The organism is Mucilaginibacter lutimaris (genome assembly GCF_042676625.1).
Taxonomy (GTDB): domain Bacteria; phylum Bacteroidota; class Bacteroidia; order Sphingobacteriales; family Sphingobacteriaceae; genus Mucilaginibacter; species Mucilaginibacter lutimaris.
In genome coordinates this window covers 1,917,493-1,939,380 of sequence record NZ_JBHTIA010000003.1, presented here as the reverse complement: position 1 = coordinate 1,939,380, position 21,888 = coordinate 1,917,493, and the positions used below count along the sequence as shown (strand labels likewise).

19 protein-coding genes are annotated in these 21,888 nt (G+C 43.4%); 12 read left to right on the top strand and 7 right to left on the bottom strand.

All coding sequences use genetic code 11. The features are described 5' to 3' along the window. Positions 1 to 439: 439 nt before the first annotated feature. The 9 genes from ACFQZI_RS09605 (at position 440) to ACFQZI_RS09565 (ending at position 11,056) form a co-directional block, all read left to right on the top strand. Entirely contained in the window at positions 440 to 991 is a 552-nt protein-coding gene (locus ACFQZI_RS09605; protein WP_377141704.1) for a hypothetical protein, read from the top strand. Positions 992 to 1,180: 189 nt separating this feature from the next. After that, entirely contained in the window at positions 1,181 to 2,122 is a 942-nt protein-coding gene (locus ACFQZI_RS09600) for a hypothetical protein (protein WP_377141701.1), read from the top strand. A gap of 8 nt (positions 2,123 to 2,130) precedes the next feature. Further along, the gene (locus ACFQZI_RS09595; protein WP_377141698.1) at positions 2,131 to 3,687 is read left to right on the top strand and encodes a phosphatase PAP2 family protein; all 1,557 of its coding nucleotides are present in this window, start codon (positions 2,131 to 2,133) and stop codon (positions 3,685 to 3,687) included. Positions 3,688 to 3,697: 10 nt separating this feature from the next. After that, a complete protein-coding gene (locus ACFQZI_RS09590; RefSeq protein WP_377141696.1) occupies positions 3,698 to 4,501 on the top strand; it encodes a hypothetical protein in 804 nt (267 codons plus the stop codon). A 71-nt stretch (positions 4,502 to 4,572) separates the two neighbouring features. Then, positions 4,573 to 5,673 carry a hypothetical protein gene (locus tag ACFQZI_RS09585; protein ID WP_377141693.1) on the top strand — a complete coding sequence of 367 codons (1,101 nt, stop codon included), beginning with the start codon at positions 4,573 to 4,575 and terminating at the stop codon, positions 5,671 to 5,673. Between the two features lie 93 nt (positions 5,674 to 5,766). After that, complete coding sequence (locus ACFQZI_RS09580) at positions 5,767 to 6,231, top strand: RidA family protein (RefSeq protein WP_377141690.1); 465 nt, start codon at positions 5,767 to 5,769, stop codon at positions 6,229 to 6,231. A 5-nt stretch (positions 6,232 to 6,236) separates the two neighbouring features. Continuing rightward, complete coding sequence (locus ACFQZI_RS09575; protein WP_377141687.1) at positions 6,237 to 7,349, top strand: D-TA family PLP-dependent enzyme; 1,113 nt, start codon at positions 6,237 to 6,239, stop codon at positions 7,347 to 7,349. Positions 7,350 to 7,380: 31 nt separating this feature from the next. Next, complete coding sequence (locus ACFQZI_RS09570; protein ID WP_377141684.1) at positions 7,381 to 8,451, top strand: dipeptidase; 1,071 nt, start codon at positions 7,381 to 7,383, stop codon at positions 8,449 to 8,451. Then, positions 8,438 to 11,056, top strand: a complete 2,619-nt coding sequence (locus tag ACFQZI_RS09565) for an MGH1-like glycoside hydrolase domain-containing protein (RefSeq protein WP_377141681.1) — start codon at positions 8,438 to 8,440, stop codon at positions 11,054 to 11,056. The genes ACFQZI_RS09570 and ACFQZI_RS09565 overlap by 14 nt, the downstream gene beginning before the upstream one ends. Here the strand turns inward: ACFQZI_RS09565 and ACFQZI_RS09560 are convergent. Beyond that, positions 11,053 to 11,682 (bottom strand): hypothetical protein, encoded by a 630-nt coding sequence (locus ACFQZI_RS09560; RefSeq protein WP_377141678.1) that lies wholly within the window; start codon positions 11,680 to 11,682, stop codon positions 11,053 to 11,055. The two genes, ACFQZI_RS09565 and ACFQZI_RS09560, sit on opposite strands and share 4 nt — an antisense overlap. A gap of 143 nt (positions 11,683 to 11,825) precedes the next feature. Here ACFQZI_RS09560 and ACFQZI_RS09555 point away from each other — a divergent pair, with 143 nt between their 5' ends. After that, entirely contained in the window at positions 11,826 to 12,752 is a 927-nt protein-coding gene (locus tag ACFQZI_RS09555; protein ID WP_377141675.1) for a sugar phosphate isomerase/epimerase family protein, read from the top strand. 20 nt (positions 12,753 to 12,772) lie between these two features. On the opposite strand, the gene ACFQZI_RS09550 is transcribed toward ACFQZI_RS09555, so the two are convergent. The 6 genes from ACFQZI_RS09550 to ACFQZI_RS09525 form a co-directional block, all read right to left on the bottom strand. Further along, positions 12,773 to 13,039 (bottom strand): hypothetical protein, encoded by a 267-nt coding sequence (locus ACFQZI_RS09550; RefSeq protein ID WP_377141672.1) that lies wholly within the window; start codon positions 13,037 to 13,039, stop codon positions 12,773 to 12,775. A 38-nt stretch (positions 13,040 to 13,077) separates the two neighbouring features. Continuing rightward, positions 13,078 to 13,593, bottom strand: coding sequence for a DUF4251 domain-containing protein (locus ACFQZI_RS09545; RefSeq protein ID WP_377141669.1), 516 nt, complete (start codon positions 13,591 to 13,593; stop codon positions 13,078 to 13,080). Between the two features lie 315 nt (positions 13,594 to 13,908). Continuing rightward, on the bottom strand, positions 13,909 to 15,792 hold the full coding sequence (gene htpG / locus ACFQZI_RS09540) for a molecular chaperone HtpG (RefSeq protein WP_377141666.1): 1,884 nt from the start codon (positions 15,790 to 15,792) through the stop codon (positions 13,909 to 13,911). Positions 15,793 to 16,034: 242 nt separating this feature from the next. Next, positions 16,035 to 16,649, bottom strand: coding sequence for a thioredoxin family protein (locus ACFQZI_RS09535; protein WP_377141663.1), 615 nt, complete (start codon positions 16,647 to 16,649; stop codon positions 16,035 to 16,037). Positions 16,650 to 16,724: 75 nt separating this feature from the next. After that, positions 16,725 to 18,077, bottom strand: a complete 1,353-nt coding sequence (locus ACFQZI_RS09530) for a sensor histidine kinase (protein WP_377141660.1) — start codon at positions 18,075 to 18,077, stop codon at positions 16,725 to 16,727. Continuing rightward, complete coding sequence (locus ACFQZI_RS09525) at positions 18,067 to 19,428, bottom strand: sigma-54-dependent transcriptional regulator (RefSeq protein WP_377141657.1); 1,362 nt, start codon at positions 19,426 to 19,428, stop codon at positions 18,067 to 18,069. The genes ACFQZI_RS09530 and ACFQZI_RS09525 overlap by 11 nt, the downstream gene beginning before the upstream one ends. Positions 19,429 to 19,741: 313 nt before the next feature. Here ACFQZI_RS09525 and ACFQZI_RS09520 point away from each other — a divergent pair, with 313 nt between their 5' ends. After that, positions 19,742 to 20,995: an efflux RND transporter periplasmic adaptor subunit gene (locus ACFQZI_RS09520; RefSeq protein WP_377141655.1), complete on the top strand. Its 1,254-nt coding sequence runs from the start codon at positions 19,742 to 19,744 to the stop codon at positions 20,993 to 20,995. A gap of 129 nt (positions 20,996 to 21,124) precedes the next feature. After that, a complete protein-coding gene (locus tag ACFQZI_RS09515; RefSeq protein ID WP_377141652.1) occupies positions 21,125 to 21,802 on the top strand; it encodes an ABC transporter ATP-binding protein in 678 nt (225 codons plus the stop codon). The last annotated feature ends 86 nt before the right edge of the window (positions 21,803 to 21,888 follow it).

Here is a 21,888-nt window from a genome sequence, read left to right as displayed (position 1 = left end):
AATTTGTGTAAACCTATTTTAGTACTTAACTTTAAAGTGTAAATCAACCCCAGTATTAACAACCAATAGTGTAAACTTTTTTCAGGACGGGTCATTTTTGAGGGTGTCCCATTCCGTCCCGTTTTTTAACCAGTGGGACACCCTCTCATAAAACCATAATTATTTGAACCATAATACATTACCTCTAATTAGCAAAGTTGAAGTTTAACTGAAATTAATAGGAAAAAAATTCTAAAGCATTGTATTGCAATATGTTACTATTTTGTATCGTACAGTGACGCAAATAGTGGGACACCATTATATAACCCTGATAGTTTAAAGCTCAGATCAATCACTTTCGGTTTTGTTTTTAATAAATTGTAATTTTTTTGTTGGAAATGATTATTTATATATATTTACGAAGTAATCCTAATTAGTGCAAGCGCACATACCCGATAACGTGAAAAGGTTTTTTGCTTTATTTCTGCTTAGCATACATCTGTTCAACACAGGTGGTTATACCTTTATCTTCCAATATTTCATCCATCAATCAGAACTAACCATTGTTAAAAACATATACGAGAGCAAGGTTGATGCTACCCAGCTTGTACAAATTAAAGTGCCTGTAAATAACAAAGGCATAACCGATTGGCCCGATTATGAAAAAATACAAGGCCAGATACAGCTTAAAGACGGCTTTTATAATTTTGTAGGGGTTAAAATGACCCGCGACACCATGTATCTGGTTTGTGTGGCAAACAGTGTAAAAACCCAGTTATTTAAGGCAAATACAATTTTAGCAAAAAACGTAAGCGATGCGCCGTTAAGTAAAAAGGGCGAAGCGCCTGCAAAGAAAGCTTCCTCATCAGTTTCGGATTATAACTACCCTGTGGTTACTTACACCTTCCTGAGCTTTGATGATACTATTGAAAGGATAGTAAACCCTGTATCTTCTAAATTAACAAGTCCGTATATCGAATCGCCGGGTAAACCCCCCAACCACATCGGCTGATTAATATATCCCAAAAGATTTATTGTTTCTTAATTTCTGCGACACAAAGCCGTGCATTTGTCGTAATGCATCATATTTTTTGTTAGCAGCAGTTAAATAAAACCTATAAGCATCAGCTACTGATTTGTGAGATTTTTAGCAGCTGATGCTTATTAAACACTTGTTAAGCCCATTACTTTAAATTATTATATGAAACACTGTTTACTTAAAATAAACAGGTGCTTTATTGCTCTTTTGGCCTGCGCGGCATTCTCTCAGTCGGCAAGCGCGCAAACCGAAAATGATGCATTAATGATACCTAAAAACTACTTCTGCGCCGCCGGTGTGTACACCCATAATAGCTGGGATAAATACTGGGAAGGCACCTTCAAACGCGAAAACTTAAACTTAGGCACTATTAGCAGCAATGTATACGCTGTTGGCGGTAATTATGGTTTAAGTAACCGGATCAACTTATTGTTCATGATCCCTTACATCAAATCAAACGCCTCTGCGGGTACTCTTAGAGGTCAAAGCGGTATACAGGACATCTCTTTAGCTTTTAAATGGATGGCTGTAAAACAAGAGCTGGGTACAGGTTTATTAAGCGTACACGCCATTGCAACCGGTAGCCTGCCTGTTGGCAATTATCAGGCAGATTATTTGCCGCTTTCACTGGGCTCGCGCAGTAAAAGCGTTGGTTTAAAAGCTTTGGTAAACTATCAAACCGGCCGTTTCTTCGTAGCAGGTTCCGGTCAGTATGTACGCAGGAGCAACATTACCCTCGACCGCGACTCTTACTACACTACCGAAATGCACTACACCAATCAGGTTGCATTACCCAACATGACCAACTTTTTGTTCAGCACTGGTTACCGCAGCTTAAAGTTCAATGCAGAGGCTGTTGTTACCCGTATGAATACTATTGGTGGTTTCGATATCACCAAAAACAATATGCCTTTCCCAAGCAACAACATGGATGCTACGGCGGTGGGCACCGTATTTAAATACATGTTCCAAAAATTACCGGGCCTTGAGCTTACGGCAGGCGGCAACTACGTTGTTGATGGCCGCAACGTTGGGCAGAACAAGTCTTTTTTTGCCGGCGTGTACTATGTATTTTCTGTTAAAAAGGATAAATCTGAAAAATAAGATAAGTGATGAAAAAGAATATATATAAAGTTTTACCTGTATTGATGGCGGCCCTTGTGGTTTTCAGTTCATCATGTAAAAAAGATATACAGGAAAAGGACCGCAGCCAGGATTACCCGGCTTTAGCCCCGGTTAACCTGGACCTTAATGCCGATACCTGGACGCCTATACTTACCGGCTCAAGTACTTTTACAGTGGCTACGCCTGATGCTATTACCACGCCAAACTACCTGGCAGATCTTAATGAGATTAAAAGTTACCAGCGTAACCTAACGCAAGAGCAAAAGGATATTATCAAGTACTGGAGCGCAGGTTCGGTATTGCGCTGGAATGAAATTTTACGCGAACTGGTTGCCAGGCATAACCTGCCGCCATACCAAAAAGACGACGGCACTTACCCTGCGCCAAGCGCGGCGAACCCTTTAGCTTATCCTTTGTTCCCGTTCTCTAATCCGCCTTACGCGGCACGTGCATACGCTTACGTTAGCGCGGCACAGTACGATGCATTGGTACAGGCCTGGAAATTTAAAAAACAGTTCAATCGTGCAGCACCATACATTAATGATGCCGGCGTACAGGCATTAGTGCCCAAATCAACCCTGCCGTCGTATCCAAGTGAGGACGCAGTTGTTGCCGGTGTTACAGCCAAAATGATGGAGTTACTGTTTCCCGGCGATCTGGATTTCATCCAGAAGAAAGTTGCCGAAGAAAAGCTTTATCGTATAATGGCAGGTGCCAATACCCGCTCTGATATGGATGCCGGCGAAAGTTTAGGTAAACAAGTTGCCGCGGTATTTTTAGCCCGTGCGCGTAGCGATAAAGCCGGCGCTGCCATAGGTACACAAGCCGATTGGGATGCTTTAGCTACCAACACGGCAGCAGCAGGTAATACTCCGTGGAAAAGCTTGGAGTTACCTTTGCGCCCACCAATGCTGCCTTTATTCACCAAGGTTACACCATTCTTGTTCCCTACTACTACAGTTGTTGCTTTGCGCCCTGCGCCGCCATATAAACCCGGTACTCCGGAGTTTCAGAAAGAGAGCGACGAGGTTTTAGCCATGAGCAAAGATCATAGCCGCGAACACGAGCGCATTACCGCTTTCTGGGCAGATGGTGTAGGTACGGTAACGCCTCCGGGCCACTGGAATACCATTGCCGCCGATGAGTTTGTAAAACACAATTACAGCGAGGTGCGTTGGGCGCGTAACTTTGCATTGCTAAATATGGCCGAAATGGATGCCGCTATTGTATGCTGGGATGCCAAGTATGCTTATTTTAACCCGCGCCCAACGCAAATGGTGATGAACATCAAAACCCTTACAGGTATACCAAACTTCCCGTCGTATACATCCGGTCACTCAAACTTTAGCGGCGCGGCTGCAACAGTATTGGGTTATTTAGTGCCCGAAAAGGCCAGTGCTTTTATGGATATGGCTCGTGAGGCGGCAATGTCGAGGTTATATGGTGCTATCCATTACCGTAGCGATTGCGAAGTTGGTTTGCAAACAGGTATAAAAGTTGGCGAATACGCTGTTGCCCGTGGCAAAGCAGACGGATCTAACTAATAGACAGATAATGCTTAGGACCGAACAAAAGATACACTATGTTTTGCGGATAGCCATAGCTATGTGCTTTATTGGGCATGGGGCTTTTGGCATCATTACCAAGCCAATATGGTGTAACTATTTTGCAGTATTTGGTATTGATACTAATGCCGCTTATGCTTTAATGCCATGGGTAGGCGGGGTTGATATATTAATGGGCGTTATAATGTTGTTTTACCCTATGCGTGCCATTGCCTTATGGCTGGTAGTATGGGGTTCTTTAACAGCATTTTTACGCCCGGCATCAGGCGAACCATTTGCAGAGTTTATTGAGCGCGCGGGCAACTTTGGTGCCCCGCTTGCTTTATTGATCCTTTCTGGTGGTATCAAAAACCTGCGCCAGTTATTCGTGCGGATAGATGCTGATGCTATGGTAGACGATAAAACGATTAACAATGTATTTAATTGCCTAAAGATCATCGGCTTCCTGTTACTGGTAGGTCATGGTTCCTTAAACCTGATACAAAAAAAGGGCTTACTAAGCCAATATGCGTCTCTTGGTTTTACAAACCCGGCTAAGGTGGCCCTGTTTGTCGGTGTTTTTGAAATAGCTGCGGCTTTAGTAGTATTAATAAAACCCATCCGTACGGTACTTTTAGTATTTATCATCTGGAAGATCTCAAGCGAATTACTCTATCCGCACTATGAAGTGTTTGAATGGATTGAACGTGGCGGAAGCTACGGCACCCTAATAGCTTTATGGTTTGCAACTAAATACGTTTCCTCAAATCTCACAATAAATTCTTTACAGAAACAAGACTTTCAACCTAAATAAAACCCTGTATTACAGGTTGCGGCTAACCAAGGTTAGCCGCATTAAACATTTACTTATAACAAATTATCAAGATGAAATTCACTTACAAATTCCTTTTAGGGAGTGCTATATACTTATTTTTAAACAATACGAATGTTAACGCGCAGGGTTGCGTGGCTATACGCAGTACAGGCGGTTTATGCGCAATGGATGAACACCCCGATAGCACCACATCCGGTGGTGCATGGCTTTTTAATGCCAACAGCAGGTACTACCGCTCATACAAACACTTTGTAGGTAAAGAGGAACAAAAACAGCGTATTGAATTAGGTACAAACGTTATCAATCATTCATTCGCCCAGGATTTTACGCTTACCCGTATTTTTAACAACCGCTGGTCGTTTTCGGTAGATCTGCCTGTTCTTAACAACGTCCGTTCATCACTGTACGAGCATGGCGGTAAAGAGCGCCACGAAACACGTTCATTCGGTATTGGTGATGTTAGCGTTAAAGTATATGCCTGGTTATTAAACCCTGCAAAAGCCCGTAAAGGGAATATACAGGCAGGCTTAGGGTTAAAATTACCTACAGGCAGCTACAACTACCAGGATTATTTTCAGAATACGGGGCCAGGCGGCACAAAATTATTAGGCCCTGTAGACCAGTCTATACAATTAGGAGATGGTGGTACAGGTATTATTACCGAGCTTAATGGTTACTATAACTTCTCTCACAATTTTGGGCTGTATGGCACCTTCTATTATATGATAAGCCCGCGCGAGCAAAACGGGGTATCATCTGCACGTGGCGGCACACCATCAGCCAAAGCTGTTGCCAATGGCAGCGATATTATGAGTGTACCCGATCAGTTCATGATAAGGTTTGGTGCTAATTACGGCGTGGGTAAATTTAACTTTTCGGCAGGTGTGCGCGAAGAATGCTTACCGGCAAAAGATCTTGTAGGTGGCAGTAACGGTTTCCGCAGGCCGGGTTACATTATCTCGGCAGAACCGGGCATAACTTACAGGTTAAAAAGATTTTCGGTTTACACCTACGTGCCAATTGCCGTAGTACGCGACCGTATACAAAGCACGCCGGATAAGATAACAACACAAACCACCGGTGTTTATACTCAGGGCGATGCTGCGTTTGCAGACTATGCCGTTAACGTAGGCGTATCGTTTAAACTTTAATAGTAATGGTTATATATGTTAAGGCCGGGGTGGTTCCCGGCCTTTTTTGTTTAATTAATTATGCTTTTTACTTTTAAATAATAGCTTTACAAAATGAACTCAGCTGAACAAAACTTTAAAGAATTAGGCTTAAACCTACCGCCTGCGCCAAAACCGCTTGGTGTTTATAAACCCTGTTTAATTGATGGTAAATACCTCTATTTATCGGGCCACGGAACCGTTCAGGATGATGGCAGCCTTATTATTGGCCGCATAGGCGATACCATTAACCAGGAGGATGGCAAGCTTGCCGCAAGGCAGGTGGGCTTGGCCATGCTGGCAACCATTAAAGCCAACTTAGGTAGCCTGGATAGGGTGAAACGCGTTATAAAAGTATTGGGTATGGTAAACTGCACGTCCGATTTTGAAAAGCACCCATATATCATTAACGGAGCAAGCGAGCTGTTCGCCAAAGTTTGGGGAGAAGAAAACGGAATTGGTGTACGCAGCGCTGTTGGTATGGGTTCGTTACCCGATAATATACCGGTAGAGATAGAAGCCTTATTTGAACTGGTTTAAGCGGCATGGCATCGACAGAATGGTATATTATAGATAATGTTGACGAACTGGACACCCCCGCGCTGGTAGTTTATCCCGACAGGGTGAGGTATAACATAGCACTGGTGAAAACCATGATAGACGATGTTGACCGCCTGCGCCCTCATGTGAAAACGCATAAGAGTAGGGAGGTGTCTGAGCTGATGATCGGGGCAGGTATCACCAAATTTAAATGTGCCACCATTGCCGAAGCAGAAATGCTGGGCATGGCTGCCGCGCCGGATGTGTTGCTGGCTTATCAACCTAATGGGCCAAAGCTTAAGCGCCTTTTACAGTTAGTTAAAGCATATCCTCAAACGGCATTTTCTTGCCTGGTAGATAATCAAGAGACTGCAATAGCAATTTCAGCGGCAGCGCAAGCCAACAAGATCATTATACTTGTTTATATCGATCTAAATATCGGCATGAACCGTACAGGGATCGTTCCTGCAGAGGCCTTAACATTGTACGGGGCGATTGCGCAACTACCGGGTATCAAGATTTTAGGCCTGCATGCTTACGATGGCCACATTCACGATAGTGACTACAGCATCCGTGAGCAACGCAGCGAAGAAAGCTTCGCCCCGGTTTTAAAGCTGGCGGATGAGATTATGGATAAAGGGTATCCAAAGCCCATTGTTATAGCAGGGGGCTCGCCAACGTTTCCTATCCTTGCAAAAAGGAAAGAAATGGAATGCAGCCCCGGCACGTTCGCGTACTGGGACAGAGGGTACCAGCATGCTTTTACAGAGCAGCCTTTTAAAACTGCCGCATTGGTAATAGCGCGTATTATTTCATTACCGGACGATGGCAAGATCTGCATCGATGTCGGTCATAAATCTGTTTCTGCAGAAAACGAATTAAACAGACGCATTCACTTTCTTAACGCGCCTGAATTAAAATTTATCAGCCAAAGCGAAGAGCATTTAGTAGCCGATGCAGGTCCTGATCATCAATATAAAATAGGTGATATATTGTACGGTTTGCCTTATCACATCTGTCCGACAGTCGCTTTATACGAACGTGCCATAACAATCGAAGATTATGTAATTAGCGGCGAGTGGAAAACAACAGCAAGGGACAGAAAAATAACTATTTAACCACTTACTTAATTAACCACCCGCAAAACCCATGTTTATCATAGATGCCCACTTAGACCTTAGCATGAACGCGCTGGAGTGGAACCGCGACCTTACCCGCCCGGTTGTTGAAATTAACCAACGTGAAGAGGGAATGACCGACAAACCCGATCGTGCAAAGGCAGTAGTTTCGCTCCCCGAATTACGTAAGGGTAATATTGGGTTGGTTGTGGCTACACAAATAGGCCGCTATGTTGCACCCGATAATCACTTACCCGGCTGGCACTCACCTCAACAAGCCTGGGCGCAAACACAAGGGCAGCTCGCCTGGTATAAGGCAATGGAAGCGGCGGGGCAAATGACACAGGTTACCGATCTGCAGAGTTTAAATAATCACCTTGCTGTTTGGTGCGATGGTAAAGAAAATACTGATAAACCTATAGGCTATATCCTTAGTCTTGAGGGGGCCGATTCTATTGTTGATATAGGTTATTTGGAAGGCGCTTATGATAGTGGCTTACGGGCACTTGGCCCTGCGCATTATGGCCCGGGCAGGTATGCTAATGGTACCGATGCTACAGGTAAAATGGGGCAGAATGGACTAAACCTGCTTCGGGAGATGGAGCGCCTCAACATCATTCTTGATGCCACACATTTATGCGATGATGCCTTTTGGCAAGCTTTAGATAATTTTAACGGCCATGTTTGGGCCAGCCACAACAATTGCCGCGCACTGGTAAACCATAACCGCCAGTATAGCGATGAAATGATAAAAGCCTTGATAGACCGTGGCGCTGTAATAGGCGCGGCCCTCGATGCCTGGATGATGGTGCCCGGTTGGGTGAGGGGACAGTCAACCCCACGTCAAATGAATTGCAACCTTGAGGTAATGGCACATCATATTGATCATATTTGCCAGATAGCAGGTAATTCCCTGCATGTGGGTATGGGAACCGACCTTGACGGAGCTTTTGGCCGTGAGCAATGCCCTTACGATCTGGAAACCATTTCCGACATGCAAAAGGTACCTGCCTTATTGCAAAAACGGGGTTATACCGATGCCGACACTGATAATATGATGCATGGCAACTGGCTGCGTTTTTTAAAGAATGCCTGGAAATAAGAATATGGGTGCAGAACAGGATAGATTGAATAGTACCGGATGGAAAAAATGGGGGCCTTACGTAAGCGACCGCCAGTGGGGCACCGTTCGCGAAGATTATAGTGCCGATGGCAATGCCTGGAACTACATTTCGCATGATATTGCACGCAGCAAAGCCTATAGATGGGGCGAAGAAGGGATTGCCGGGATTTGTGATAATGAGCAGCTATTGTGCTTTTCTATAGCATTATGGAACAAGAAAGATACCATCCTTAAAGAGCGCTTTTTTGGGCTTAGCAATGCCGAGGGTAACCATGGGGAAGATGTAAAGGAATTGTATTACTACCTGGATAATACGCCTACACATTCGTACATGAAAATGCTGTACAAATACCCGCAACAGCAATTCCCATATGTGCAATTAGTTGATGAAAATAGAAAGCGCGACCGCACACAGCCCGAGTATGAGCTGATGGACACCGGCATCTTTAACAACAACGAATACTTTGATGTTTTTGTAGAGTATGCCAAGCAGGATGTTGATGATATACTGATAAAGATAACTATACACAACCGGGGCAAAGCGGCGGCAAGCTTAAACCTGCTGCCAACCGTTTGGTTCCGTAACACGTGGGATTGGGGTTATAATGATTATAAACCACAGCTATCTACCAGTGGTGATAATATTATTAAGATAGACCATAAAGAATTAGGTACGCTAAATTTGGTGACCGATGGCACACCCGAATTACTTTTTTGCGATAACCAAACCAACACCAAACGGTTTAGTAATATTGATGATGGCAACTCTTTTTACAAGGACGGCATTAACGATTATATTGTAAACGGTGGCCAAACTACTAATCCGGCTAAAACGGGTACAAAAGCTGCTTTTAATTACGACATAACCATACCTGCCGGAGAAAGCTATACCATTAAATTAAGGTTGGCAGAAAATACAGAAAACAGCTTTACGGCCTTTGACGATATTTTCGCTTCGCGATTACAGGAGGCAGATGATTTTTACGCTGCTATTCGCCCTCATGATGATAATAGCGACAAGGCAAACATACAGCGGCAGGCTTTTGCCGGGATGCTTTGGAACAAGCAATTTTATTATTACAATATTCACCAGTGGTTAAACGGCGACCCAGCCGAACCCGGGCCGCCGGTACAACGCCAACATCAGCGTAACAGTAAGTGGCAACATTTCAATAGTCAGGATATTATATCGATGCCAGATAAGTGGGAGTACCCTTGGTTTGCCGCCTGGGACCTTGCCTTTCACTGTGTGCCATTAGCTGCTGTGGATATGGCCTTTGCAAAACGGCAATTAAATCTATTAATTAAGGATTGGTATATGCACCCCAACGGACAGTTGCCTGCTTATGAATGGGATTTTAGTGATGCCAACCCACCGGTTCATGCCATGGCCACCTGGAAAATTTACCAGATTGATAAGAAAGCCAACAACGGCAAAGGGGATACCTTTTTTTTAGAGCGTATTTTTCATAAACTAATGCTAAACTTTACCTGGTGGGTAAACCGCAAAGATGAAGCCGGTAACAATGTTTTTGAAGGCGGCTTTTTAGGGATGGATAACATAGGCGTGTTTGACCGTAATACCAAATTTGCTAATGGCGCTCATTTGGAACAGGCCGATGGCACCAGCTGGATGGCCATGTACTCGTTAAACCTGTTGCGCATAGCGGCCGAGCTGGCCGAAACAAATAAAGCATATGCAGATATAGCTTCCAAGTTTTTTGAGCATTTTATTTATATATCCGCAGCCATGTCCAGCCTGGGCGAGGGGGGCACCAGTGGCTTGTGGGATGAGGAAGATGGCTTTTTTTACGACCAGCTACGTATGCCCGATGGCAGCGCGGAAAAAATGCGCATCCGCAGTATAGTGGGATTAACGCCTTTGTTTGCCACTGAAGTACTGGATGAAGTAACAATTGCCAGCAACCCAATATTTCGGGACAGGATGGATTGGTTTGCCGCCAACCGGCCAGACCTTGCGGGTTTGGTATCCCGCTGGGATGAACGCGGCGCAAACAATAAGCACCTGATAAGTTTACTACGCGGCCACCGTATGAAGGGCATCCTTAAATATATGCTTGACGAGAACGAGTTTTTAAGCGATTATGGCATCCGCTCCTTATCTAAATACCACCTTGGTAGTCCATTTAGCGCAAACATAAATGGTACCCAATTCAGCATTAAATATGTGCCTGCCGAAAGCGATAGCAATATGTTTGGCGGTAATAGCAACTGGCGCGGGCCGGTGTGGATCCCGATCAATTATCTTATTATAGAAAGCCTTAACGACTTTTACCAATATTACGGCGACGAACTTACCGTAGAGTGCCCTACAGGATCGGGCAATATGATGAACTTAAAGGAAGTCGCCAATGAGATATACCGCCGTATCTCAAAGTTATTTTTGACTGATGAAAATGGCCGCAGGCCAAGCAACGGAACTGATGATAAGGTACAAACCGATCCCTATTTTAAAGATCATATCCTTTACTACGAATACTTTGACGGCGACACAGGCCGTGGCTTAGGGGCTGCCCACCAAACCGGGTGGACGGGGCTAATAGCGAACTGCCTGTACCATTAATCGCTGTAAGAAACCATCATCGCTTTTTTTCTAACTTTAGAATAAGCTATTCCTATTAAGCCTTCATAACCTTCACGATGGCGAAATACTACAGCCTGTTTATCGGCTTTAACTTTCAGCCAGTCGGCTCTGTCTGCTTCGTTGAAGTTTGGAAAAGCATCTTCAAAGGTTTGTTTATCACTTATAGCAGGCGATTCAAAATTATCTTCATCAAAATAATGTTTGAAGATCCCGTTAATCTGTGTTGTTTGCTCACTTGCAGAGATCGAGTCAGGATCGATCAAAAGATCGATAGTAGTAAAGCGGTACTGGTATAATAAATCGCCTTTCGAATTCTTAACTTCCAGCAAACCTTTTGATGTTAAAAGGCTGTCGCCATAAACTCTAAGTGTAAAAACATCTTTATCGGTTAAGTTCGAAAAAATATGTTTTGCAGAATATTCTTTTAACAATTTGGTTGTATCAATACGGGTCGCTATATCATCTTCAGATCCCGGCTCTGGCGGAACATTAGAACTCACAACAGCATCGGTTTTAATGGTGTCTATCTTTTGGGCGTGCTGTTTACTGTCGCCACATGAGGCGAGTGCAAAAAGTAATATAAATGAAGCTATTGTGTTTTTCATGATTTAATATTGCTGTAAACAACAACCTATTTTGTGACCGATGGTTTTGTTTACAAACCAATGCGTTGTTTTGACACAATAAATTTTTTTGTTCGAATTATTTGATTTAGATTTACTTACCAAGTAAACTAAATTATAAATTAATGAATTTTAACAGGCGCAAGTTTTTGCAAAGCACGGGCACTTTAGTGCTTAGTGGTGCGGTATTATCGGGTAAAGCAGCATCTTTTTTAAATCTTAAGCACCCAATAGGCGTACAGTTATTTACGTTTTTTAACGTAATGGATGCAGACGTTAAGGGTACTTTAAGCAAGGTGGCAGCAGCAGGATATACCGAAATAGAATCGGCATTTAGTAAAAAAGGCGGCTATTATGGCTTAAAACCTAAAGAATTTAAGGCTTTGGCAAACGGGTTGGGATTAACCTGGAGATCTCACCACGTGTTGGGTGCGCCCTTTAAATTACCTGCCGGTGCAAAAATGCCTACCACGCCAGATGGTAAACCAATAGTGATACCACCAATGTTGAACCTGCAGGATAATATGCAACAATTGGTTGATGAAGCTGCAGAAGGCGGTGTAAAATTCCTGGTGTGCGCCAACACACCAACCGGCACGCCCGAGGAACTAAAAGCATCCATAGCGGTATTAAATAAAACAGGAGAGGCCGCCACCAAGGCAGGTTTAACGTTTGCCTATCATAATCATGATATGGAGTTTAAGATCCTGAGCGATGGCACCATACCATATGATCTGCTGCTTTCTGAAACTGACGCCAGGCACGTTAAAATGGAACTTGACCTTGCCTGGGCAGTTAAAGCAGGTAAAAACCCGGTAGATCTGTTTAAGGCAAACCCCGGCCGTTTCCCATTATGGCACGTTAAAGACCTTGATGCAAGCCGCGAAAATATTTTACCAGTTGGCAGCGGCACTATTGATTTTAAGCCAATATTCGCGGCGGCTAAAACCGCCGGCATGCAAAGCTTTTTTGTGGAACATGATATGCCGAAGGACCCTTTTGCAAGCATCAACAGCAGCATAAAATACATCAATAAAAATATAAATGTGTAGGTAGATAGGGTTTGTACAGGCTATTGTAAATAAGACTGTACAAACCCATCGTTATTTATGGCGCCTATCAGGGCGTTTATAACAGCTTTCTCGGGCGCGTTAGCGTCGAGGTCTTCGGCATAATCTTCCAGTTCATCAAGATAAGCTACCGCTTCTTCTTCATCTTCAAAAAGCAAAACCAAGTCACCGTTTACTTCTGTTTCCGTCCCGTTAGGCGGGCTTGGCAGGTTTGTTTGCTCGAATGTATGATAAGCTAATGTTTGAGATGGTATATCTATTTTAAGCATGGTAGTTTAATTTATATGCTTTAGCTCAACACATTAACTTAAGCTTTGGTTTTGCCCCGTTCTTTTATATAACCGGTAAAACGGATCTGCTGCCTGTTTTGGCTGATTACGCTTAAGTCGGCATTGCCGTTACTGTAAACCTGTAACGTCATTTGTGTGCCGTTACGGGTATCGTTGGTTTTAATACGGATAATATAGCTTCCATTCTTTTGAGCGGATGTATTGTAGTCAAACTTTGTTGATTTGAATTTGATGCCATTATCCTCATTATTATTATAACCGGCGCTTGAATAGGCCACACCGAAGTAAGGCAAATATGCCTCAACAGTATCAGGCATAACTGTAAGATCATACGGAGTGGTTAAATAACGCGACCCGCCGCCAAGGGGGTACATATAATTTGCCTGGAATATATACTCCTTAGCTTGTACAAGTTGTTTTACTTCCGCCGCTTTTTTGGCTTCCTTTTGAGCTTTAGCGCTCTGGGCCTTTGCCGGCACGGTTGCGGCAAAGGCAACCATTGCCACAAAAAATATTTTAATTAAAGTTTTCATTGTTAACTGCTTATATAATATAACGTTGTTTTTATTAGACTTAATATCTTCTTAGAGGTTTAATATAAATACTACGTTTGGCGGCGACTTACTGTTTGATTTATAGTGTTTCATCTTATGTTTTATAATAAGATGCAGGCAATGGAGATATTCCACAAATGAGAAGTAAAATAGTCTAGTCAGTCTGAGCCCGTCGAAAACATGGGCACTTTGCAAAATGGTTCGGAAAGCTAATGACGTATCTGATGAAAAAAAAAGAGCCGCTCATATTTTGAGCGGCTCTTAAAGTTTATCCCCTTTAAGGGGATAGGGTTATTATATAAGGCTAACGCTGCGGTTAACAAACTCGGTAAGTTCTGCACCGGTTAGTAAGCCTTGCGATAACAATGCAAGATCAAAAGCTTGTTTGGCAAGCTTTGCCTGCACGGTTTCGTCTTCGCCCTCTAAAATGCGGCTTATGAGTTTGTGGTTACCGTTAACAATTACTTTGTAATTATCGGGCATGTTACCGTAAAAGCTCATGCCGCCGCCCATGGCTGCCATATCTTTCATACGGCGCATAAACTCGTCCATGGTAACGGTTACCGGTAATTCTTCGGGGTTTAAGCTTTCTAACTCAACGCGGTAAGCCGGTTTGTTAATAGCTTTATCGAAAATGGCTTTTATTTTGGTCGATTGCTCTTCTGTTAAAACATGCTCAGGCGCATCGTCCTTTTTGATCAATTTATCGGCAACATCGGCATCAACACGTTTAAGAGATGTTTTCTCCAATTTTTGCTCTAACTGGCTAATAAAATGGTTGTCGATAGGGGAATTCATCACCAAAACATCGTAACCCTTTTTACCAGCCGACTGTATAAACGCGTCCTGTTTCTCGGCGTCGTTGGTGTAGATGTAAACCAGCTGGCCGTCTTTGTCGGTTTGTACGCCTTCTACTTTTTCTTTGTATTCGTTTAGCGTAAAGTTTTCTTTGGCGGTGTTAGTTACCAAAACAAAATCTTTGGCTTTGTCGTAAAATTTTTCTTCGCTTACCATACCGTATTTTACAAACAGGCCAATATCGCCCCATTTTTCTTCAAAACCTTTACGGTCTGCTTTAAATAGCTCGGCAAGTTTGTCGGCTACTTTTTTAGTGATGTAGCTGTTTATCTTTTTAACGTTGCTATCAGCCTGTAAGAAGCTACGCGATACGTTCAACGGAATATCCGGCGAATCGATAACGCCATGCAGCAACATCAAAAATTCAGGAACAATGTCCTTCACCTCGTCGGTAATAAATACCTGGCGCGAGTATAGCTTGATCTTGTTGCGGGTTATCTCAAAATCATTCTTTAGCTTAGGGAAGTATAAAACACCTGTCAAGTTGAACGGATAATCAACATTCAGGTGGATCCAGAACAGCGGATCTTCGCTGTATGGATAAAGCTCTTTGTAAAACTTCAGGTAATCCTCATCTGTTAACTCATTTGGCGCTTTCGTCCAGATAGGGTTGGTATCGTTAATGATGTTATCAACCTCAACAGATTTGTATTTCGGTTTACCTTCGTCATCAACACCATCTTCTTCTTCCTGTTTAGTTGTACCAAATTTAATGGGCACAGGTAAGAATTTGGCGTATTTATCTAATATCTCTTGTAAACGGTGCTGGCTTAAGAACTCTTCCGATTCGGCGTTGATATGCAGAGTTATTTCTGTACCGCGTTCTTCCAGGCTGCCTTCGCTAATTTCAAACTCGGTGCTACCGTCGCAGATCCAGTGGGCCGGGGTAGCGCCATCCTGGTAGCTCAGGGTTTCAATTTCAACCTTATCGGCAACCATAAACGCTGAGTAAAAGCCTAAACCAAAACGACCGATGATCTCATTGGCGTCTTTAGCCTCTTTGAATTTCTCCATAAACTCGGTAGCGCCGGAGAAGGCTATTTGGTTGATGTATTTTTTTATTTCCTCGGCCGTCATACCAATACCATTATCAGAAATGGTGATGGTCTTTTTGTCGGCATCAAAGGCAACTTCAACGCGCAGTTCGCCAAGATCGCCGTTATATTGCCCTAATGATGCAAGGCGTTTGATCTTTTGGGTAGCATCAACTGCATTAGATACCAGTTCGCGCAGAAATATCTCGGTATCAGAGTATAAGAATTTTTTAATGATGGGAAAAATGTTCTCGGTATGTATCGAGATGGTTCCTTTTTCTTGCATTGTATGATATGTTTTAGTTTGAATAAATGATATGTAATGCAGATATCAATGGCCGTTCCAAAGGGTGTCTGCTTGCCAAATTGGCAGAGAGATATTGGGGAGGTAAGAGGCAGGACAGAAAGAAGTAAGAAATAAGAAACATGAGTCATTGCCAGCTTAGCGTGGCAATCCTCGATAGAAAAGCAAGCGATGTACCTATCGAAGATTGCCACGTCGCTATCACGCCTCGCAATGACGCGTTTTTATTTCGACCCCACGCTTGCCGGTGAAGAAGGTGCGGCAGGAGTAGCAGGTTGCGCCGCAGGTGCGGGTGCATTTTGGGCGAAGCGTTTGGCTATTACAGCTAATTGCTCATCATTTAGCTTTGACGTGGCTTTAAGCAACTTAGTGAAATAAGCAACTTCTTCGGCGCTTGCAGGGCAGCCTACATTATCGCCGTAGGTATCTAACGATGCACCGGCAGGGCGTACCTGGCTATCACCTAAAACTTTACCTTTTGCATCCATTATCACCCAAAACGGCAAGCCGGATTTTTCGCCTTTCAGCCTTGTCATTACCTCTAATGCACCAGGGTTTTCGAGGTTCTTCTTGGCAGGCTGCTCCATTACGTCAAGTGTGGCTATAACGTAGTTCTTGTCTATTAACGGCTTAATAGCAGCATCGGCAAGGGATGCTTCCATCTTTTTACACCAGCCGCACCATGAGGCATGGAAGATGAGCATTACTTTTTTATTTTCTTTAGCGGCTTTGGCATAAGCCTCCTTTAATACAATTTCACTTGCAGGCAAAGCGGCGGTTTGTGCAAACCCCGACTTAACCGCGAACAGCACAAATAAGATAAATAGTAATTTTTTCATGGCGATCGATTTTAAAGCAATTTACAAATTATTAGATCAAATAAAAATATACTGCTCTAAATCAGTCATTAAGCTTTAGTTATTGGCAAACTGCAATATAAACGATGCGCCCTTACCCTCAACAGATTGTGCCTGTATATTGCCTTTGTGCAGCAGCATGATCTGTTTACAAAGGCTAAGGCCAATACCGCTGCCGGTTTTGCGGGTACTAAAGAACGGGATAAAGATCTTATCCAGTAACTCGGGCGGCATACCAAGGCCATTGTCTGTTACTTTTACCAAAATGCGGTTGCTGCTTTGCGTTTCGGCAGATAAGGTGATGCGGGGTTCTTCTTTATCTTTAACAGCCTCAATGGCGTTCACCAGCAGGTTTATCATCACCTGGTCTAAAAGGTTAATATCCGCTTCTATTGACAGTGCAGGATCTCGCAAAATTATCTCCAGTTCGATATTCTTTTTCTCCAGGGTTGGGCGCATTAAGCTGGCAAGGTTCTCAAACATGTTACGTACCAATATCTTGTTCAGGTCGAGCTTGGTTATTTTATTAAGGCTGCGGTAACTTTCGGTAAACTTAAGCAAACCTTCGCTGCGGCGTTTTATGGTATCTATACCGAGGGAAATATCCTCCAGGTCATCGCTCTCGATACTGTCGGCAATTTCGGGGCTTTGCAGGCGGTTCTTTAAAGTATCTGCCAATGAGGAGATAGGGGCCACGGAGTTCATGATCTCATGGGTCATCACGTTAAGCAGCTTAGACCATGCCTTTGATTCCGTTTCGTCTAAAGCCTCGCTCACGTTTTGGAACGCTATAAGCTTATATAGCTTTTCATCGCTACGCATAATACTGGCGGTAACCAGCATTTTAACCTGCTGCTGGTCGCGGGTGATGGATAGTACCTGCGCTTCGCCTGGCTTCATTTTCACTACATCTTTGTACAAACCCGGCTCGCGCTTCTCAAGCGAATGGATAGTTTTTAAATATGGGATACTGATGAGCGATTTAAAAGCCTCATTTATCCAGGCTATCTCTCCGGTTTCTTCCTCGTACGACAGGATGCCCGTATCTACCAATTCCAGTATCTTTTGCAGGTAATGGTATTGAGTTTCGCGCTCGCGGCTAATGAGTTTAAATGTGGTATTAATATCATTAAAACCTTTGCGCAAAGGCTTTAACTCGTTTGGTGCCTTGCGCACATCGAAGTGCCGCGAAAAATCACGGTAGTGGATAGACTCCACGAACTGGTTCACCTCATCCTGCGCTTTTTTATTAAAACGTATCAGATCCAGTACCGAATAAACTACCAGTGGCACAGTAATTACGCCGTAAAGTATTTGCCCGCTGGTTGCCACTATGGTAGTAGCCAACACAGCAACAAATAGTAAAAGCACACGCAGCACCAGCCGCCATTCGTAACGGTTAAATATCATATTTACTTAATCTGCGGTATAAGGCGGTACGGGTAAGCCCCAGTTCTTTGGCGGCGCGGGTTATGTTGCCGTTGTGTTTTTCAATTACACGTAATATGGCGTTCTTCTCCAGCGTACTTAGTTGGATATTATCGTCGTCAATAATGTTTTCGCCGGGAGATTCCAGTACCGAGAATAACAGGTCATCTGCTTTTAAGAGCTGGTCATCTGCCATAATTACTGCGCGCTCAATAGTGTACTGTAACTCGCGCACGTTACCCGGGTAGCTGTAACTGCGTAATTTATTCAGGGCCGTAGCATCAAAATCAATTGCGGGCTTAAGATATTTTGTGGCGTACATTTTAGCAAAGTGCTTCGCCAGTACTACAATATCCTCGGCGCGTTTGCGCAACGGTGGCATGTTTATTTCTACCGTATTTATACGATAAATTAAATCCTTACGGAATTTATTTTCGTTGGCCAGTTCCTGTAAAGGCACATTGGTAGCACATATCAAACGGATATTAATATCAACCGGCTTGTTCGTACCCAAGCGTGTTACCTGGCGGTTTTGCAGCACGGTTAACAGTTTAGCTTGCTGCTGCAGGCTGATGTTACCAATCTCATCTAAAAACAATGTACCGCCTTCCGCTTCTTCAAAACGGCCCATGCGGTCCTCTCGGGCATCGGTATAAGCGCCTTTTTTATGGCCGAACAGTTCGCTCTCGAATAAAGAATCGGTTAATGCGCCCACATCTACCTTAACAAACGGCTTGTCGGCACGTAAAGATCGCTCGTGAATGGCCTTCGCCATCAGATCTTTACCGGTACCGTTCTCGCCTAGTATCAGTATATTGGCATCGGTAGGGGCAATCTTATTTACTTTATGGAAGATGTCTTCCATCACCTCGCTATCGCCAAGTATATTGGTTTCGCTGCTACTGCCTTTGCCCGATGCTTTTGTGCTTTTACCGGTACCGCCCTCTTTTTTATCAAGCAGATCTTTAATGGTATCTATAAGCTTCTCATTATGCCACGGCTTTACCACAAAATCGTTAGCACCCTCTTTAAGGGAACGTACGGCAAGGTCAATATCGCCGTAAGCGGTTATCATAATAACGCAAACGTTGGGCTTCCATTCTTTTATCTTACGGAGCCAGTATATACCCTCGTTACCGGTGTTTATTGCGCTGTTATAATTCATATCCAGCAACACCAGGTCAACTTCGTTCTTTTGCAAAAGCCAGTTGATGTTTTCGGGGTTCTTCTCGGTAATTATTTCTTTGGTCTCTGTTTTAAGCAATAACTTAACAGCCGTAAGCACATCTGGGTCGTCGTCAACAATTAAAACGGTTGCTTTCTTAAGTATCATTTATTGATAGTGATTTAGTTCTGTGGTTAATAGTAATACAGGTATTTATACCCGCACAATTACCCCTGCAATTTAGTTGTTTGATACGAAATATCGTACCAATTGGACTATAATAAGTATAATTTTGCTATTCAACTATGATTGGTAAACTATAAGCCGCAACGCCTAAAAAAGCATTGTATCATAACCGAACACTTGCTGTAACAGAAGCGTACGGTGCAATATTGCAATTTTAGCACAAGTTACTGTAATTCAGTATTTTAATTTGTGGCATGTGTTTTTGTATCTAATCATCAAATATTTATAAAACACAGTGGATAGAGTTATACAAAAACAGAAATGGAGCACTAAGCGCCTGATGACCATAGCCGGTATTACGGGTGTAGTAGTATTAGTTGCCGGCAGTATATTTTTTACATCGGGCAAAAGCAAATTGAATGTAGATACAGAACGTATCACCGTAAGCGAAATAAAGAAAGGCGCTTTTCAGGAGTTTATCCCTGTTAACGGCGTTGTATTACCACTTACTACCATATACCTTGATGCGGTTGAAGGTGGCCGTGTAGAAGAGAAATATGTTGAGGACGGCGCCTCACTAAAAAAAGGCGACCCTATTATCCGTTTATCAAACACCGACCTGGAGCTGAACCTTGCTAACCAGGAAACAGCAGTATACGCGGCACAAACGCAGATGCAGATCTCGCATAACAACGCGCAGCAAAATACCATTACTAAATTAAACCAAATGGCCGATGTGGATAACGCCTATAAAGAAGCAGAGCGTGTTTATACCCTCGATAAAAAGCTGCTAGACCAAAAAGCCATAGGGTTACAGGAGTTTAAAGCTGCCGAGAATGCTTATAACTACCAGTTGCGCCGCAAAAGGTTAACTACCCAGATATTAAAACAAGACACAACCTTAATACGCCAGGAAGACCAGCAGGCCAAAGAGCAATATGCCCACATGGCAAGCACCCTGCAACTGATGCGTAAAAAAGTGGCCGACTTAACCGTTCGCTCACCTATAGATGGACAATTAACATCAATGGACGCCGAGGTTGGACAGAATAAGAACAAAGGCGAGCACCTGGGCCAGATAGATGCACAGGGCGGCTTTAAAGTACAGGTTGATGTTGAGGAACATTACCTGTCGAGGATCTATAATGGCTTAATGGGCGATTTTGCCTTTGCCGGTAAAACTTATAAATTAACCATTAAAAAGGTGTTTACACAGGTTACCAGCGGCCGTTTCAAGGTAGATATGCAGTTTGTAGGCGAAGTGCCTAAAGGCATCCGTAAAGGCCAAACCTTACAAATACGCCTGGCTTTGAGCGACGAAACTACAGCTACATTAGTACCTAAAGGCGGTTTTTACCAGCAAACAGGTGGTAACTGGATCTTTAAGGTGAGCGAGGATGGTAAAACAGCCTACAAAACCGACATCCAGATAGGACGCCAAAACCCTGATTATTACGAAGTATTACAAGGTTTGAAACCAGGCGACAAGGTAATTACATCAAGCTACGAGAATTATGGCGACATACAGGAGCTTGTACTTAAAAAGTAGCGAAACACTGTAACCTTATGTAACGGGATGCGTCTTGTAGATAGGTAGATAAGAAATTAAAATATAAAAACATAAATCACAATTAAACAAAATGCAGTTGCGCGCAGGCGTTGCTGCTGGGGAGGCCAAATGATAAAAATTACAAATCTTGAAAAATTCTACCGTACCGAAGAGGTAGAAACTATTGCACTGAACAAGCTATCGATGCATGTTGATACCGGCGAGTTTGTGGCCATTATGGGCCCGTCTGGTTGTGGTAAATCAACCTTGCTAAATATTTTGGGTATGCTTGATGACCCGGATGAAGGCAGTTACATTTTTAACGACATTGAAGTAGCTCATTTTAATGAACGTAAACGTGCCGACCTGCGCAAACACAACATTGGTTTCGTTTTCCAGAGCTTTAACCTAATTGATGAGTTAACAGTATTTGAAAACGTTGAATTGCCTTTGATTTATACCGGCGTAAGCGCTGCAGAGCGTGTTAAAAGGGTAGAAGAGGTGCTTGACAAAATGCAGATCATGCATCGCCGTAACCACTACCCGCAGCAGTTATCGGGTGGTCAGCAACAGCGTGTGGCTATTGCCCGTGCGGTTGTAAACAAACCTAAACTGATACTTGCCGATGAGCCCACAGGTAACCTGGATAGCAGCAACGGTAACGATGTAATGGAATTGCTAACCGATTTGAATGAACAAGGTACTACCATTATAATGGTTACCCACTCCGAGCATGATGCCCGTTACAGCCACCGTATCATCCGCCTGTTGGATGGCCAAACTGTGATGGAAAACATCATGGTATAATAACGCCCGATCTTAGTTTAATTTAATATAGTTAAGTGTGCCTCCTGTCTGCCTCTCCGCGCCCTAAACGCGGAGGGGTTGCTTGA